This is a genomic window from Limnohabitans sp. (assembly GCF_023910625.1).
Classification (GTDB): Bacteria; Pseudomonadota; Gammaproteobacteria; order Burkholderiales; family Burkholderiaceae_C; genus Limnohabitans_A.
The window spans coordinates 110,838-125,771 of sequence record NZ_JAAVVW010000003.1 but is presented as its reverse complement, the minus strand read 5'-3'; the positions used below and the strand labels follow the sequence as shown (position 1 = coordinate 125,771).

Sequence of the window (14,934 nt, the reverse complement as noted above, 5' to 3'; positions counted from 1 at the left end):
CTGCCGTCCACACGGGGAGCGACAGGGTCAAGATATATATGGCCTGCCCAAGAGGCAAGCGCTGCTGAACAAGCGGTTCGCCATTTGAACGAAAGGTAGCATTGAGTTGGTGGAAGAAGGAGCCTGTCAGAAATTTTGTGTGTGAGGCATACCATGTCACCAAGGAGCATGTATGCCAAGCAAGACAAGGAAGACTGCAGCCGCACAGGCGCTGCCAGCCATACCCAAAGAACTCATTGACCAGTTTGTCAATGGCCCCATGAACGCAGAGGCGGTCAATGCCACCTCGATGGCCTTTAATAAGGCGCAAACCGCACCGAATTGGTCGCGTTGTAGCAAACCGTATGCTGAATATTCCGGTGGCCTAAATCATCTTGAATCAATCGGGTGTCAGCGCCAGTTACGCCGCCAATCCAAGCGGCTCAATTTCTCGCTTGATGAGCTTGGCGCTTTGCTTCTCGGCAATGCGAAGGTCATAAGCTGCCTGCAGGGCAAGCCAACCCTGGGCCTCACTGCCAAAGTAGCGCTCCAGGCGCAGTGCCGTATCAGCCGAAACTCCCCGTTTGCCGTCCACGATTTCACGGAGGCGGGAGTAAGGGACATGCAGGGCAAGCGACAGCGCACGAACGCTGATCTGCCAGCGGCTTGATGTAGTCCTCAAGCAAGATTTCCCCAGGGTGGATGGGGCGCATTCCATTTTTGAACATGATGTTCCTTTGCGTCAGTCAGTGAGAGTCTTCAATCAGGACATCAAATGGACCACTCGGCCCCCACCTGAAAGTCAATCGCCATTGGCCGTTGATCCGAACGTTCCATGCGCCGTCGTACTCCTTGAGGTCATTGCCTGGTGGTGCCCGCATGAAGTTCAATGAAGGAGCAGCATCCAGCTGGACCAGCTTTCGTTCGGCAACTTTTTTGATGTTGGCAAATCGTGGATTCCGTCCAGTGGTGAAAAGCTCCTGGGTCTCGGCGCACGCGAAAGATTGAATAGCCATTGGCTGGATGTTGCCTGTTATCCGTTTAACGATCAAGATTTTTTGGTTGTATGGTTTCCGCCACACAAATCAGTCGACTCCTGAATTTCAAACGACTGGAATCTCCTGCCAACATACCGTGTCATTCGGCGAGATCCTCTCCAGCCGCATCTGCCAGCCCTTGAATGCTCCTTGCGTTGACACCTTCACCGTCCCACGTCCATAGCGCTGGTTCAGCGTGTCAAGCACTTGCATTAGGTTAGCGCTGCAGGTTGTCTCGGGCTCCAGCAAGTCGCCTTGCTTACGCGTGACCGGTGTGATCTCACTGAGCATGATCCCGGCCTTTTTGTACTGGTAGTCGGGTTTGAAGATGCGCTCGCACAGGTAACTGGCCCAACGGTAGAACTCCAGGCTGTCGTTCGTCGGGTAGGGCAGAGGCACGACCAGACCGGGCATGTACTGGGTCAGCTCTTTGCGAAATCGGTTGGTTTGCAAGAAGACCTGAACCACAACGCTTGGCCTTTTCAATCGAGTAAAACGAAATCGCAGTGGAGGCCACAGATCCACCCAAACCGAATTGAAAATCGTTGATTATTTAAGCGCGTCCAAGGGTTGCAAGTTAGGTCTCCCTTGTGCAGCTCCCACGGGCGGACAATAGAGCTTACCCGCATGAACATTGAGCCCTCCGAGCAACCCTAAGTCTTGTTGACAGGACGCTTTCCAGCCAAATTGGGCGAGTTTGAGCACATAAGGAATGGTTGCGTTGTTCAGAGCGAACGTCGATGTTCGCGCCACCGCGCCAGGCATATTGGCCACGCAATAATGCACGATGCCGTCAACAATAAAAGTGGGGGCATCGTGTGTCGTGGCTCTGGAAGTTTCAAAGCATCCACCCTGATCAATGGACACATCGACCAGTACCGCACCTGATTTCATATTCGACAAATCGCTGCGCCTGACCAGCTTTGGTGCGTTGGCACCCGGCACCAAGGCCGCGCCAATCACCAGATCTGCATCGGCGAGTAGCTCTTGAGTGGTGGCGTGACTCGGAAAACGTGTGCTGACGGCAGCGCCAAAAATATCATCCAATTGACGCAGTCTCGGAATAAATGAGTCAACAATGGATACGCGAGCGCCCATGCCAACCGCCATTTTCGCCGCGTGCGTGCCGACAACACCTCCGCCAAAAATCACGACGTTGGCGGGCGGCGTACCCGGAACTCCGCCGAGCAAGATGCCGCGACCGCCATTGGGTTTTTGCAGCGCTGCTGCCCCCACTTGGATGGACATGCGCCCAGCCACTTCGCTCATTGGCGCGAGCAGGGGCAGTCTGCCTTGTGCATCGGTCACTGTTTCATAGGCAATCGCTGTGCAGCCCGAGGCGAGCAATAAATCGGTTTGCTGGACATCTGGAGCCAAATGCAAATAGGTAAACAGAATTTGCCCCGGCCTTAGCAGCTTGCACTCCTGGGGCTGCGGCTCTTTCACCTTCACAATCATTTCACCGAATTCAAATATCTCTGCAGCGGTCGCCATGATGCATGCACCTGACTGAATGTATTCGTTGTCGCTACAGCCTATTCCCATACCGGCACTGTGCTCCACTGCCACCTGATGCCCAGCCTGGGTCAACTCCAACACTGCCTCTGGCGTGAGACCCACACGATATTCGTTGTTCTTAATTTCTTTCGGTAGTCCTATTTTCATAAGTATTCCTGATGCTTTGATGAGGATTTGGAGTCAGTCAAGTCAACTTGTCGCCGACAAAGCCATCAAAAGCAAATGACTTTTCAAGCGTGCGTTCGGGCGCAAAGTTAGGCCTGTGCAATACCCGCTTTTTCCAGCATCGCGTGCAGTAGCACGTTGCAGCCTGCGGTGATGTGCTCAGGCTTGGCGTCTTCGATTTCGTTGTGGCTAATACCGTCTTTGCAGGGAATGAAAATCATGCCAGCGGGTGCCAGGCGGGCCATGTAAACGGCGTCGTGTCCAGCGCCGCTGACTGCTGGCATGTGGGAATAACCTAGGGCCGTTGCCGCGCGCTCCACCGCATTGATGCAGTCGGGGCTGAAGGACTGCGCCGGATAACTGGAGGTGGGCACAATCTCAATACTGCAGCCTGTTTCCTGGGACACCTTTTGCGCAAAGGCCTTCACTTCAGCGGTCATTTGATCGACTAGGGTGTCGCTGCTGTTGCGCAAGTCGATGGTGAAAGTCACGGCACCTGGAATGACGTTACGGCTGTTGGGATGGACACGCACCATACCAACCGTTCCACGACCGTGCGGCGCGTGGCGCAATGCACTTGCTACGACTTCTTGCATGATGCGGGAGGATGCTTGTAGCGCATCTCTTCTCAACCCCATGGGGGTTGGGCCAGCGTGAGCTTCCATACCGGTGACAGTGCAGTCAAACCAGCGAATTCCAAGCACACCGGTCACTACGCCAATGGTGACGTCATTGTCTTCCAGCACTGGGCCTTGTTCGATGTGGGTCTCGAAGTAACTGCCAATGGGGTGGTCGCCAGGCTCTTCAGTGCCGATGTATCCGATGCGCTCAAGCTCTTCTTTCACGCCTTTGCCTTCGGTATCTTTGGCAGCGTAGGCGTGTTCCAGCGTGAAGGCTTTGGCGAACACGCCCGACCCCATCATCACCGGCACAAAGCGAGAGCCCTCCTCGTTGGTCCACCAAGCGACCTCGATCGGCGCTTCGGTTTCTATATTGTGGTCATTGAGTGTGCGCACCACTTCCAAGCCAGCCAGTACGCCGTAGTTGCCATCGAACTTACCGCCTGTAGGCTGAGTATCTATGTGGCTACCGGTCATCACCGGGGGCAAGTCGTTGTTACGCCCAGGGCGACGCAAGAAGCCATTGCCAATTTTGTCAATGGTGACGGTCATGCCGGATTCTCGCGCCCAGCGCGACACCAAGTCCCGCCCCTCTTTATCAAGCTCGGTCAATGCCAAACGACACACACCACCCTTGGGTGTGGCACCAATTTTCGCCAGCTCCATGAGTGAATCCCACAAGCGTTGGCTGTTGATTCGGATTGGTGATGTGCCGTTGTTGCTGGTGATATTGGGGTTCATGGTTTTGTCCTATCGTGGCACGGCTTGGGGGGCCTGTTGGGTGGCTTTGCGCTGGAGCGCATCAAACTGGGGGCCAAAAGGTGGGCGCTTGACGTATTGACCCGCGCCGCGCACGGCGCGCAAATCGCCCAAGGCAAACACAATGCGACCACGGCTCAACGTGTGGGTTGGAATTCCGGTGACTGTGCGGCCTTCGAAAATATTGAAGTCGCCCAGACTCTTTTGTGTTTTGACCGACAAGGTTTTGGTCCCCGCTGGATCCCACACCACCAAGTCTGCATCCGAGCCAGGTGCGACGCAACCTTTTCGAGGGTAGATGTTGAAGAGCTTGGCAGCGTTGGCTGATGTGACTGCAACAAACTCGCTGGGCGTCAGACGCCCAGTGTTGACCCCTTCGTCCCAGATCACCGCCATGCGTTCTTCAACCCCGCCACAGCCATTTGGAATCTTGCTGAAATCGTCTTTGCCAGCGGCTTTTTGTTCAGCACAGAAGGTGCAGTGATCAGTAGCTGTTGTGTGCAAATGCCCGCTTTGCAGTCCATGCCAGAGTGCCTCTTGGTTAAGTTTGTTGCGAAACGGCGGACTCATGACGTGGGCGGCAGCCACCGCGAAGTCTTTGTGTCTGTAAACGCTTTCGTCCACCGTCAAGTGGCCAGCCAGCACTTCGCCAAAGACGCGCTGGCCATTGGCGCGCGCTCTGGCAATGGCGGAGGCGCTCTCGGCGCAGGATACATGTACCACATAGATCGGTACATTAAGCACATCTGCGATGGCGATGGCCCGCTGAGCGGCCTCGGCCTCCACCGCCGGCGGACGCGACAAGGGATGACCTTCGGGCCCGAGCACGCCGCGCGCCTTCACATCGGCTTGCAACAAGAACACGAGTTCTCCGTTTTCAGCGTGCACGGTAGGCATAGCCCCCAGTTCCAGCGAGCGCTTAAAGCTACTCACCAGCGTTTCATCGTCGCACATGATGGCATTTTTGTAGGCCATGAAGTGCTTAAAGCTGTTCACTCCTTCTTCTTTGACGAGCGTGCCCATGTCCCTTTTGACGCTCTCATCCCACCAAGTTACGGCGACATGAAAGCTATAGTCGCTGGCCGCTTTTTCTGCCCAGCCGCGCCACTTTCGATAAGCATCCATCAATGGTTCCTTCGGATCAGGAATCACGAAATCAATGATGCTTGTCGTGCCCCCCGCTAAGGCAGCGGCAGTACCACTGTAGAAGTCGTCCATGGTGGTGGTGCCCATGAAGGGCAACTGCATGTGGGTGTGAGGATCAATGCCGCCGGGCATCACCAACTGCCCACCCGCGTCAATCACCTGCGCGCCCTCACTGGACACTGTCTCAGCCACCTGCACCACACGACCATCCTGGCACAGAACATCGGCACGAAAAGCTCTGTCTGCGTTGACCACGGTGCCGCCGCGAATCACAACGCTAGAAGTTGTTGAACCCATGAAAGTCATCTCCTATTGTTTTTTGGTCGTCAAGAAATAGTAGCCGCCAGCCAAGAACAAGCTCAAGAACCAGCCAAAGCTATAAAGGTCCACCCAGAAAGCTGCCACACTCGTGGCATTTAAGATGCCCGAGACAACCATATAGCCGGGCAAACAAGGCAACACGCCCAACGCAAACGCAACGATTGCATTAAAGTTCCAACCATTGCTGTATTCGTATTCGCCATTCCGCTCATAGAGGTCAGGCACATTCAACTCGGTCTTTCGCACAAGGTAATAGTCGACCAGCAAAATACCAGCAATCGCACCCAACAAGGTACCGTAACCGCCAAGCCATGTGAACAAATAACCGCCAGATGTAGCCAGGAGCTTCCAAGGCATGAACAACAAGCCAATACCTGCAGCAATCAATCCACCGGTTCGGAAGCTGATCTTTTTGGGCGCCACTTGACTGAAGTCGTAAGAAGGTGAGACCAGGTTTGCAGCCACATTGGTGGTCAGGTTGGCCAGTAAAATCACCAACAATCCAACACCTGCGGCAAAAGTGCCCATCTGCGTCAGCAAACCGTCTGGGAAGAGCTGCGCTTTGCCATACAAAATCTGTGACACTGAAAACCCAATTACCCCAACCATTGAGAACAAAGCCATGGGGATTGGCAAACCAATAGCCTGTCCCTTGATCTGAGCACTCTGCGATTTGGCAAAGCGGGTGAAGTCAGGAATATTCAAAGCCAGCGTGGCCCAAAAGCCCACCAGCCCTGTCAATGCCGCCCAAGTCTTGGGCCCACCTTCGACCACCTTTGCGGGCAGATTAAAAATCTGGCTTGGGGATACATTTATGAATGCCCACACCACCAAAGCCACCGAGGCCAACACCATCAATGGAGCTGCAACCACCTCTAGCTTTCGTATCGATTCCACCCCGTTCCAAATGAAGTAAATATGCACCAACCAAAAGGCTAAAAAGCACATAAATTGTGATGTGCTGATGGTGGAACCATCTGCCGGGCCTGCCAAATTGGCACCGAGCAAGTTCAAGAATCCATGCAATGCCAAGGCGCCAAAGTAACAATTGATTGAAAACCAACCGCAAGCCACCAGCCCGCGCAGCACGGCCGGTAAACTAGCACCCTTGACGCCAAAGGAAGCCCGAGCCAGAACAGGAAATGGAATGCCATGTTTAGGCCCCACCTTGCCGATCAAGATCATGGGCACCAACACAATACCGTTGGCTATCAGAACCAGCATGATCGCCATTTGCCAAGTAAAACCTTGATCCAGCATGGAGCTGGCCATGGTGTAGGTGGGCACGCACACGACCATGCCAATCCACAACGCTGTGAAATCTTGCCAACGCCAAGTTCGTTGTGCAGGAGTGGTTGGCTGGAGATCCTCATTGCTTAAATCTTGACTCATTGCGATATCCTTTTGTGTTTAAAGGTGACATGGGTTTGGGGCTGCAATAACCAAAGCATCCCATGAAATTTTGCTCTGGTATTTCCGACGAGTTGCCTTGGCTCAAGCAGCCAAAGGATTATTGGGATGTGTGGTCCAGTTAGCGTACTCACCGCTGACACTTTTTCCAGTGCGCGCATCGACCTCGCCTGGCTTTAAAGCACGCATGGTCAGCGTCTCTGGCACTGGACAGATGGAGACGCACAGGTTGCATCCGACGCACTCTGCCTCATTCACTTCGAAATGACGCTGGCCATTTTTAGTGGCAAAAATCGCTTGGTGCGAAGTGTCTTCACACACCACATGACATCGTCCACATTTGATGCAACTGTCTTGGTTTATGACAGCTTTTTCAATGTGGTTGAGATTAAGCAGTTTCCAGTCTTTGACCGTCGGAACGGCTTTGCCCCGAAAATCTTCGATGCTGGTGTAACCATGCTGGTCCATGAAGTTGGACAGACCGTCGCACATGTCCTGCACGATCTTGAATCCATACACCATGGCGGCGGTACAGACTTGCACGTTGCCGCATCCCAGAGCGATGAACTCGGCGGCATCGCGCCAGGTCGTGATGCCGCCGATACCCGAGATAGGCAATCCTGCGGTCAACGGGTCGCGCGCGATCTCGGCGGTCATGTTCAGCGCAATCGGCTTGACAGCTGGACCGCAGTAGCCCCCGTGTGATCCCCAGCCATCCGTATTCGGTGTCATGGTCATGCGTTCAAGGTCAACGCCCATTACTGAGTTGATGGTGTTGATCAAGCTCACCGCGTCAGCCCCCCCTGCTTTGGCAGCTCTGGCAGGAAAACGCACATCTGTGATGTTGGGCGTGAGCTTAACGATGGTGGGCAGTTTGGAGTATTTTTTGCACCATTCAGCGATTTGCTGAATGTATTCTGGCACCTGACCCACAGCCGCACCCATGCCGCGTTCGCTCATGCCATGCGGGCATCCAAAGTTGCACTCTATCCCGTCGGCCCCAACGTCTTCGACCTTAGTCAAGATGGTTTTCCAGGCTTGCTCATCAACTGGCACCATCAACGAGACCACGAGAGCACGATCTGGCCAATTGCGCTTGACTCGGCGTATTTCATCCAAATTAGTCTGCAGCGATCTATCGGTGATGAGTTCTATGTTGTTGAGGCCAATCACTCTCCTGTCTTGAGACATCAGGGTCGAGTAGCGCGGCCCGTTGACGTTGACAACCGCTGGATCTTGACCCAAGGTCTTCCAGACCACACCCCCCCAACCGGCCTCAAACGCTCGGCAGACATTGATCTCTTTGTCGGTCGGTGGTGCCGATGCGAGCCAAAAGGGATTGGGGCTTTTGATGCCAATGAAGTTAGAAAATAGGTTGGCCATGGTATTTCTTTCAGGCGCCTGCGCGCAATGTTGCATCGATGGATATAGCGGCGACTTTGCCGTGCTCGACGGCCTCCACCGTCAAGTCCTTGCCTCCAAAACGGCAGTCACCCCCGGCCCAGACCCTTGAGTGGTTGGTGCGACCATGCTCGTCTGTCGCGATGCGACCAGCCTTCAATTCGATGGCGCTGCCCACCGGCTGCGCTAGGTATGTCTGACCGATGGCCTTTAGCACCATGTCGGCTTCAAGAGTGAATTCTTCGCCAACCTCGACCAAATTACCCTCCACCAGAGCTGTGGTGGCGAAGCGCACGCCAATGAGTTGTCCGTTGTCGCTCAACACCTCTTTCGGTGCTGCCCAGTGACGAATCGTCACCCCATGGGTTTGTGCCCAGGCTTGCTCGACCGTTGAAGCCGACATGGCTTGCACACCGCGCCGGTAGACCATGGTCACTTCCCTGGCGCCCAAGAGTCGAGCCTGCACAGCGGCATCGACCGCTGTCATGCCCCCACCAATGACCACCACACGATTGCCCACTGGCACCTGTGCAGGATCACTTTGGCGCAATTCGGCGATGAACTCCACAGCATCGCGTACCGCTGATAACCCTGTGGCGGGCACACCTAGTGCGTTTACCCCTTGCATGCCCAGACCCAGGAAGACTGCATCAAACTGGCCAAGCAAACTCTCGAGCGTGAAGTCGCTTCCCAAGGCTTGTGCCGCATGGACAGTGATACCACCAATGGACAAGAGCCACGCAATTTCCTTTTGCGCAAAATCGCCCGCAGTTTTGTAGGTGGCCAGGCCGTATTCATTCAACCCCCCCAGCTTCGGATTGGCGTCAAAAAGCTCCACCGAATGACCGAGACGCGCGAGTCCATGTGCGCAAGCCAAGCCCGCCGGCCCAGCGCCCACCACAGCGATGCGAAAGCCGCTGGAGGTCGCACGGGAGAACAATGGTTCGCCAGGGTTATCAAAATACGCATCTGTTGCATATCGCTGCAAAGCGCCGATCTCCACCGGCTTCTCTTCATTGGTGTTGCGCACACAAGCTTGCTCACACAAAACCTCGGTCGGACAAACCCGCGCGCACATGCCCCCCAGTGGGTTGGCTGTCAGGATGGTTTTTGCAGCGCCACGGTTGTTGTCTTGCGCGATGCGATGAATGAATGAGGGAATATCGATGCCAGTCGGACAAGCGGTTTGACACGGTGCGTCAAAACAGTAGTAACAGCGCTCGGCTTCAATGAGCGCTTGCGAGCGGCTCAGGTTGGGGTGTGCATCGCCAAAGTTGACAGCATAGTCTGCGAGGTTCAGTCTCGCTGCGTGCAGACCACAGGCACTGGAAGCAGGTGTGTTCATCGTAGTTGAGAGGAAGTTGGTGAGTGGGTTAGCGGCCTATCGCTTTATGCGATATTAAATTTTTACTCATTGGTAAAAATTTACAAACTGGTAAAAACCCTCGCCAACAAGCCAACGGTCATTAACATGAGGCCGTGAAAATTTCTGCCGTATCCCGGAAAATGGCCCCATGTCTGCACCATCTTTACCTCGACCTTCCGTTAAAAAGTCGCCCCCTCCAGCCGACTCCACAGCCCCAGAGCTCAAGGGTGACAAAAATTCACCAAGTGTCTCGCGCCTCAAAAAACAACGCCTCATCTTGGCTGAGGCTGAACGTCAGTTCGCGCGGTTTGGATTTGAAGGCGCTTCGCTAGAGACCATCGCTGCGACCATGGGGGTGAGCCGCCAGAACATGCTGTACTACTACAGCAACAAACAAGATCTTTACGCTGCGGTGCTGGATGATGTTTTGGCATCTTGGCTCGCGCACATGGAAGACATGGCTCGGTCCATCGATCCAGCGACGGCGGTGAGCCGCTACGTGCGCGCCAAACTGCGCTTTTCCAAAGAGCGCCCTTTTGGTTCTGCGGTGTTCACAAGGGAGGTGATGAGTGGGGCTCCGCTGTTTGGAGACAAACTGATCCAACAGGTGCTGCCCAAGCTGCGTGCGGATGTGCGCAGCTTCGAGCGTTGGGCCAAGCAGGGAAAGATCGCGCGCGTCGATTTCACCCATCTGATGTTTGTGATCTGGGCCAGCACCCAGGCCTACGCTGATCTGTCGACTCAATTTGCCTTTTTTTTGAACAAGCCCGCGCTTGAAGATAGCGACTATGAGACGGCCAGCGACTTGATCACCCACATGGTGTTGAAGTCGCTGACGGCTTGACCACGATTGGCGTGGTACGCGGGCTGTGGTGGCGCGCGGTAGTCAGCGGCTGGACGGGAAGGCAAACACCGTACCCTCTCGCACACCAGCCGCTGGCCAGCGCTGGGTGATTGTTTTTCGTTTCGTGTAAAAGCGCACCGCGTCCGGGCCGTAGGCGTGCAAATCACCGAACAGGCTGCGTTTCCACCCCCCGAATGAGTGATACGCCACCGGTACAGGCAGGGGCACGTTTACACCCACCATGCCGACCTGGATGTTGTCGGTGAAGTAGCGCGCAGCTTCACCATCGCGGGTGAATATGCAAGTGCCGTTGCCGTATTCGTGGTCATTGATCATATCCATGGCCTCCTGAAGCGTCTTCACTCGCACCACGCCCAACACCGGGCCAAATATTTCTTCAAGATAAATAGTCATCCCGGGTTTCACGTGATCAAACAGACAAGGGCCGAGGAAGTAGCCAGCTTCGTGACCGGCCACCTTCGCCCCACGACCATCGACCAACAACAAAGCACCCTCTTTGACGCCTTGATCCACGTAGCCCTTGACCTTATCAAAGTGCGCCCGGGTCACCAAAGGCCCCATGTCACTTTGGGCATCGAATCCCGAACCCAGCCTCATCTTGGCCAATTCGGTCTTTAGGCCAGCAAGCACCGCATCGGCCGTTTCGTCGCCCACAGCGACCACCAGAGGAATGGCCATACAGCGCTCGCCGCACGAACCAAAGGCGGCGCCCATGAGCGCATTCACCGCATTGGGCACGTCGGCGTCGGGCATCACCACTGCGTGGTTCTTGGCACCCCCCAAGGCCTGAACCCGCTTACCGTGTTTGCAACCCTCGCTGTAGATATACTCGGCAATGGGAGTCGAGCCAACAAAACTCACGGCTTTGATGCGGGGATCTTGAAGCAATGTGTCGACCGCCTCTTTGTCACCGTTGACCACATTAAGGACACCCGGCGGCAAACCCGCCTCCAAGGCCAGCTCAGCGATACGCAGTGCGCTGGTGGGGTCGCGCTCGGAGGGTTTGAGCACAAATGTGTTGCCACAGGCCACGGCCATTGGCCACATCCACAAAGGCACCATGGCCGGAAAGTTAAAAGGTGTGATGCCCGCTGCCACACCCAGCGGCTGGAACTCACTCCAGGAGTCAATGGCCGGACCTACGTTTTTGCTGTGCTCACCCTTAAGCAACTCCGTTGCGTAGGACGCGTATTCGACGTTCTCGATCCCGCGTTGCAACTCGCCCATGGCATCGCTCAACACCTTTCCGTGTTCGCGAGTGATCATTTCGCACAGTTCGTCGGCGTGTTGCTCCAGCAGGACCTTGAGCGAGGACATCACGCGGGCTCGTTTGAGCGGAGGTGTGTTGCGCCAGCTGGTAAACGCAGCTTGAGCGGCGGTAATGGCCGCTTCGACCGTCGTCTTGTCGGCCAGCATAACGGTGGTTTCAGCCTGTCCCGTTGCGGGGTTAAAAACGGGTTGGCTGCGGCTACCGCCGACCACGCGCTGGCCGTTGATGAGGTGGCCGAGGGGTGCAGAGTGGGATGTGGTCATAGAACTTGGCCTCTCTAAAGAATGTTCAAAGGGTTTCGGCCAGGGCTTCACCCAGCGCATTGATCAGGCTGTCGATCTCTGCCTTTTCACTGATGAACGGTGGTGCGAGTTGGATGGTGTCGCCACCGTAGCGCACATAAAACCCTTTTTTCCAACAGGCCATGGCAATCTCATAAGGTCTCTTGGCAGGCTCTCCCGGCACAGGATCAATGGTGAAACCGGCGGCCAGACCGTAGTTGCGAATGTCCAGCACATGCTTGGACCCCTTAAGGCTGTGCACCATGTTTTCGAAATACGGCGCAAGGGATTTGACGCGACCGACCATGTCCTCCTGAACCAAGATATCCAGTGCGGCAATGCCCGCCGCGCAAGCGACTGGGTGAGCCGAGTAGGTGTAGCCGTGCGCAAACTCCAACAGGTAGTCGGGGGCATCGATCTCGGTGAGCGTGTGGTAGATGTCTTTACTGACCATCACTGCCCCCGTGGCTTGTGCTCCGTTGGTGATCTGCTTGGCAAAATTAGCAATATCAGGCGTCACGCCAAAAGCTTCCGCACCCGTGAAAGCACCCGAACGGCCAAAACCAGTGATGACCTCGTCAAAAATCAGCAATATGTTGTGAGCAGTACAGATCTCGCGCAGGCGCTTCAGATAACCCTTGGGTGGAATGATGACGCCCGCAGAACCGGAGAACGGTTCCACGATGACCGCGGCGATATTGGAGGCATCGTGCAAACCTATCAGGTCCAGCAACCTGTTAGCCAACTCCACGCCCCCCAACTCGGCTTCACCCCGACAAAACGCATTCGAGGCCATCATGGTGTGTGGCAAGTGATCCGTACCGCCCAGTCCTTCCCCAAAGGTCTTGCGATTGCCAACGATACCGCCCACAGAAATACCGCCGAAGTTGACGCCGTGGTAACCCTTTTCGCGACCTATCAGGCGGGTCTTGCTTCCCTGCCCTTTGGCGCGCCAGTATGCGCGTGCCATCTTGAGCGATGTGTCAGCGCACTCACTGCCAGAGCTGGTGAAAAAACAATAGTCCAGTCCATCTGGTGTGAGGTCCTTGATCTTGTTGGCCAGCTCAAACGACTGCGGGTGACCAAACTGAAACGCCGGTGAATAGTCGAGTTGGGCCACCTGACGGCTCACCGCCTCAGTGATCTCAGGGCGCCCATGACCCAGTCCACAACACCACAAACCGGAGAGGCCGTCAAAAATTTTGCGCCCATTCGAATCGGTGTAATACGCGCCCTTGGCTTTCACGATCAGGCGCGGATCGGCTTTAAAACTGCGATTGGCCGAAAAGGGCATCCAGTGCGCATCCAGCCAGGCGGCATCGGTTCGAACTGCGGGGGTGAATGTGTCGGTCATTGCGTTCATGGTCCAAGCCTTGTCTGAAGAAAGGTAAGTGAATGGTGAACGTGAATTGTGTGACTTGGCTTAAATTTGACAAATGTACATATTTCACTGTTTACTTGCGGATATATGAAAGTATCGACTCAGCCCTCCAAAGCGGAAAACACAACCTCTCACAGAGCCTTGCTGGGTCAACTGGGCGATATGGACCTGAGGCTGCTGCGGGTCTTCAAATGTGTGGCCGATTGCGGCGGTATGGCGGCGGCTGAAATGGAGCTGAACATTGGCACATCAACCGTCAGCCGCCACATCAAGGACCTGGAAATCCGGCTGGGGCTGCGCCTGTGCCGTCGCGGCCGCGCGGGTTTTTCCCTGACGGCTGAAGGCCAGCGCGTCTACGAAGAGACGATGCGCTTGTTGGATGCGGTGGACATATTTCGCACCGGGCTGGACGACATTCACCAGCGCATGGGCGGGCGACTGGATCTGGCCCTGTTTGACAAAACTGTCAGCAACCCAGAGACCAAGGTCCACATCGCCATTGCCGATTTTTCGCAGCGCGCACCGGATGTTGAACTGTGTCTGCATGTCGCCTCATCCAACGCGATTGTTCAGGGACTGATGGACGGCAGCTTTCAAATCGGAGTGATGCCTGTGCACCGCAACCTTCAAGCGCTCAATTGCTCACCGCTGTTTAACGAAAAAATGCTGTTGTATTGCGGCGCTTCGCACCCCTTATTCCGCGCCACACCTGAACCTAAACAATGGTCCGATCTGCGGGTGCACCATTTTGCAGGCCTAGGCTACAACTCCCCCAACATGGAATTGAGCCACCAATTCAAGCTGCAACGGCGCGCCACTGCGTTTGACCAAGAAGGCGTCGCCACTTTGCTGATGTCCGGCAAGTATTTGGGATTTTTGCCCGACCACTACGCAGCGCCCTTTGTGCAACAAGGTGCCATCCGAGCCATTCACCCCGACATCTTTCAGTACGACTGTACCTTCGTTTCGGCCTTTCGGGCTTCTCCGGCACCGTCCCGCGCAGCGCAACTATTTCAAACCTGTCTGGTGCAAGCTCATGCCACCGGATCTGCAAGCAAGGCATAAGAGCATTGATACCCTTGGTGCCTGAGACGTCGGACAAGAACTAGGCGTCGTCCGGGTCGTTGGGGCAGCACAGATCGGCTCTTTGATCTCGTTCATGTCGATCTCGATTGCACGTTACTCAATAGGAGAGTGGCGTTAAATTACGCCTGAAGAAGCAAAAAACATCTTGCCCGACATAACAGAATGTCAGCCATTAATCGCGCTTGATGCGGTAATGGATTTATTGGAGTCACCAAATGGGTGAAGCAAAAAGGCGTCAACTTGCTGTCCAAACGCAGGCACTGGAGGCCATGGTCGTGGATACGCCGGGTGGGCGAATTCATGTGAAGTGGACCATGGGGCCAGCGCCA

13 protein-coding genes and 1 pseudogene are annotated in these 14,934 nt (G+C 55.3%); 3 read left to right on the top strand and 11 right to left on the bottom strand.

Annotation, left to right across the window (positions count from 1 at the left end; translation table 11 throughout):
* Positions 1 to 172: 172 nt before the first annotated feature.
* Positions 173 to 307: pseudogene (locus HEQ17_RS03485) on the top strand (IS256 family transposase); the annotation flags it as partial.
* A 93-nt stretch (positions 308 to 400) separates the two neighbouring features.
* On the opposite strand, the gene HEQ17_RS03480 reads toward HEQ17_RS03485, so the two are convergent.
* The 9 genes from HEQ17_RS03480 to HEQ17_RS03440 form a co-directional block, all read right to left on the bottom strand.
* On the bottom strand, positions 401 to 697 hold the full coding sequence (locus tag HEQ17_RS03480) for a HigA family addiction module antitoxin (RefSeq protein ID WP_366938057.1): 297 nt from the start codon (positions 695 to 697) through the stop codon (positions 401 to 403).
* 28 nt (positions 698 to 725) lie between these two features.
* Positions 726 to 995: a type II toxin-antitoxin system RelE/ParE family toxin gene (locus HEQ17_RS03475; protein WP_296291311.1), complete on the bottom strand. Its 270-nt coding sequence runs from the start codon at positions 993 to 995 to the stop codon at positions 726 to 728.
* Positions 996 to 1,082: 87 nt separating this feature from the next.
* Positions 1,083 to 1,484 (bottom strand): DUF4113 domain-containing protein, encoded by a 402-nt coding sequence (locus tag HEQ17_RS03470; RefSeq protein WP_366938021.1) that lies wholly within the window; start codon positions 1,482 to 1,484, stop codon positions 1,083 to 1,085.
* A gap of 81 nt (positions 1,485 to 1,565) precedes the next feature.
* The gene (gene ald / locus HEQ17_RS03465; RefSeq protein ID WP_296291309.1) at positions 1,566 to 2,681 is read right to left on the bottom strand and encodes an alanine dehydrogenase; all 1,116 of its coding nucleotides are present in this window, start codon (positions 2,679 to 2,681) and stop codon (positions 1,566 to 1,568) included.
* A 107-nt stretch (positions 2,682 to 2,788) separates the two neighbouring features.
* Entirely contained in the window at positions 2,789 to 4,060 is a 1,272-nt protein-coding gene (locus HEQ17_RS03460) for a Zn-dependent hydrolase (RefSeq protein WP_296291308.1), read from the bottom strand.
* 9 nt (positions 4,061 to 4,069) lie between these two features.
* Positions 4,070 to 5,521 (bottom strand): dihydropyrimidinase, encoded by a 1,452-nt coding sequence (gene hydA, locus HEQ17_RS03455; protein WP_296291307.1) that lies wholly within the window; start codon positions 5,519 to 5,521, stop codon positions 4,070 to 4,072.
* A 12-nt stretch (positions 5,522 to 5,533) separates the two neighbouring features.
* Positions 5,534 to 6,937: an NCS1 family nucleobase:cation symporter-1 gene (locus tag HEQ17_RS03450; RefSeq protein ID WP_296291306.1), complete on the bottom strand. Its 1,404-nt coding sequence runs from the start codon at positions 6,935 to 6,937 to the stop codon at positions 5,534 to 5,536.
* Positions 6,938 to 7,039: 102 nt separating this feature from the next.
* The gene (preA, locus tag HEQ17_RS03445; RefSeq protein WP_296291305.1) at positions 7,040 to 8,338 is read right to left on the bottom strand and encodes an NAD-dependent dihydropyrimidine dehydrogenase subunit PreA; all 1,299 of its coding nucleotides are present in this window, start codon (positions 8,336 to 8,338) and stop codon (positions 7,040 to 7,042) included.
* A 10-nt stretch (positions 8,339 to 8,348) separates the two neighbouring features.
* Positions 8,349 to 9,701 (bottom strand): NAD(P)-dependent oxidoreductase, encoded by a 1,353-nt coding sequence (locus tag HEQ17_RS03440; RefSeq protein WP_296291304.1) that lies wholly within the window; start codon positions 9,699 to 9,701, stop codon positions 8,349 to 8,351.
* A 169-nt stretch (positions 9,702 to 9,870) separates the two neighbouring features.
* Here HEQ17_RS03440 and HEQ17_RS03435 point away from each other — a divergent pair, with 169 nt between their 5' ends.
* Positions 9,871 to 10,566 carry a TetR/AcrR family transcriptional regulator gene (locus HEQ17_RS03435; protein WP_296291303.1) on the top strand — a complete coding sequence of 232 codons (696 nt, stop codon included), beginning with the start codon at positions 9,871 to 9,873 and terminating at the stop codon, positions 10,564 to 10,566.
* Positions 10,567 to 10,608: 42 nt separating this feature from the next.
* Here HEQ17_RS03435 and HEQ17_RS03430 read toward each other — a convergent pair whose 3' ends face one another.
* Entirely contained in the window at positions 10,609 to 12,120 is a 1,512-nt protein-coding gene (locus HEQ17_RS03430; RefSeq protein WP_296291302.1) for a CoA-acylating methylmalonate-semialdehyde dehydrogenase, read from the bottom strand.
* Positions 12,121 to 12,145: 25 nt separating this feature from the next.
* The gene (locus tag HEQ17_RS03425) at positions 12,146 to 13,492 is read right to left on the bottom strand and encodes an aspartate aminotransferase family protein (RefSeq protein WP_296293661.1); all 1,347 of its coding nucleotides are present in this window, start codon (positions 13,490 to 13,492) and stop codon (positions 12,146 to 12,148) included.
* 114 nt (positions 13,493 to 13,606) lie between these two features.
* Between HEQ17_RS03425 and HEQ17_RS03420 the strand changes: the two genes are divergently transcribed.
* The gene (locus tag HEQ17_RS03420) at positions 13,607 to 14,584 is read left to right on the top strand and encodes a LysR family transcriptional regulator (RefSeq protein WP_296291301.1); all 978 of its coding nucleotides are present in this window, start codon (positions 13,607 to 13,609) and stop codon (positions 14,582 to 14,584) included.
* The last annotated feature ends 350 nt before the right edge of the window (positions 14,585 to 14,934 follow it).

Excerpts from the sequence above, each read along its gene's own strand:
- HEQ17_RS03480 (WP_366938057.1), bottom strand. The coding sequence starts at position 697 with ATGGAATGCGCCCCATCCACCCTGGGGAAATCTTGCTTGAGGACTACA.
- HEQ17_RS03475 (WP_296291311.1), bottom strand. The coding sequence starts at position 995 with ATGGCTATTCAATCTTTCGCGTGCGCCGAGACCCAGGAGCTTTTCACC.
- ald (WP_296291309.1), bottom strand. The coding sequence starts at position 2,681 with ATGAAAATAGGACTACCGAAAGAAATTAAGAACAACGAATATCGTGTG.
- HEQ17_RS03460 (WP_296291308.1), bottom strand. The coding sequence starts at position 4,060 with ATGAACCCCAATATCACCAGCAACAACGGCACATCACCAATCCGAATC.
- hydA (WP_296291307.1), bottom strand. The coding sequence starts at position 5,521 with ATGGGTTCAACAACTTCTAGCGTTGTGATTCGCGGCGGCACCGTGGTC.
- HEQ17_RS03450 (WP_296291306.1), bottom strand. The coding sequence starts at position 6,937 with ATGAGTCAAGATTTAAGCAATGAGGATCTCCAGCCAACCACTCCTGCA.
- preA (WP_296291305.1), bottom strand. The coding sequence starts at position 8,338 with ATGGCCAACCTATTTTCTAACTTCATTGGCATCAAAAGCCCCAATCCC.
- HEQ17_RS03440 (WP_296291304.1), bottom strand. The coding sequence starts at position 9,701 with ATGAACACACCTGCTTCCAGTGCCTGTGGTCTGCACGCAGCGAGACTG.
- HEQ17_RS03435 (WP_296291303.1), top strand. The coding sequence starts at position 9,871 with ATGTCTGCACCATCTTTACCTCGACCTTCCGTTAAAAAGTCGCCCCCT.
- HEQ17_RS03430 (WP_296291302.1), bottom strand. The coding sequence starts at position 12,120 with ATGACCACATCCCACTCTGCACCCCTCGGCCACCTCATCAACGGCCAG.
- HEQ17_RS03425 (WP_296293661.1), bottom strand. The coding sequence starts at position 13,492 with ATGACCGACACATTCACCCCCGCAGTTCGAACCGATGCCGCCTGGCTG.
- HEQ17_RS03420 (WP_296291301.1), top strand. The coding sequence starts at position 13,607 with ATGAAAGTATCGACTCAGCCCTCCAAAGCGGAAAACACAACCTCTCAC.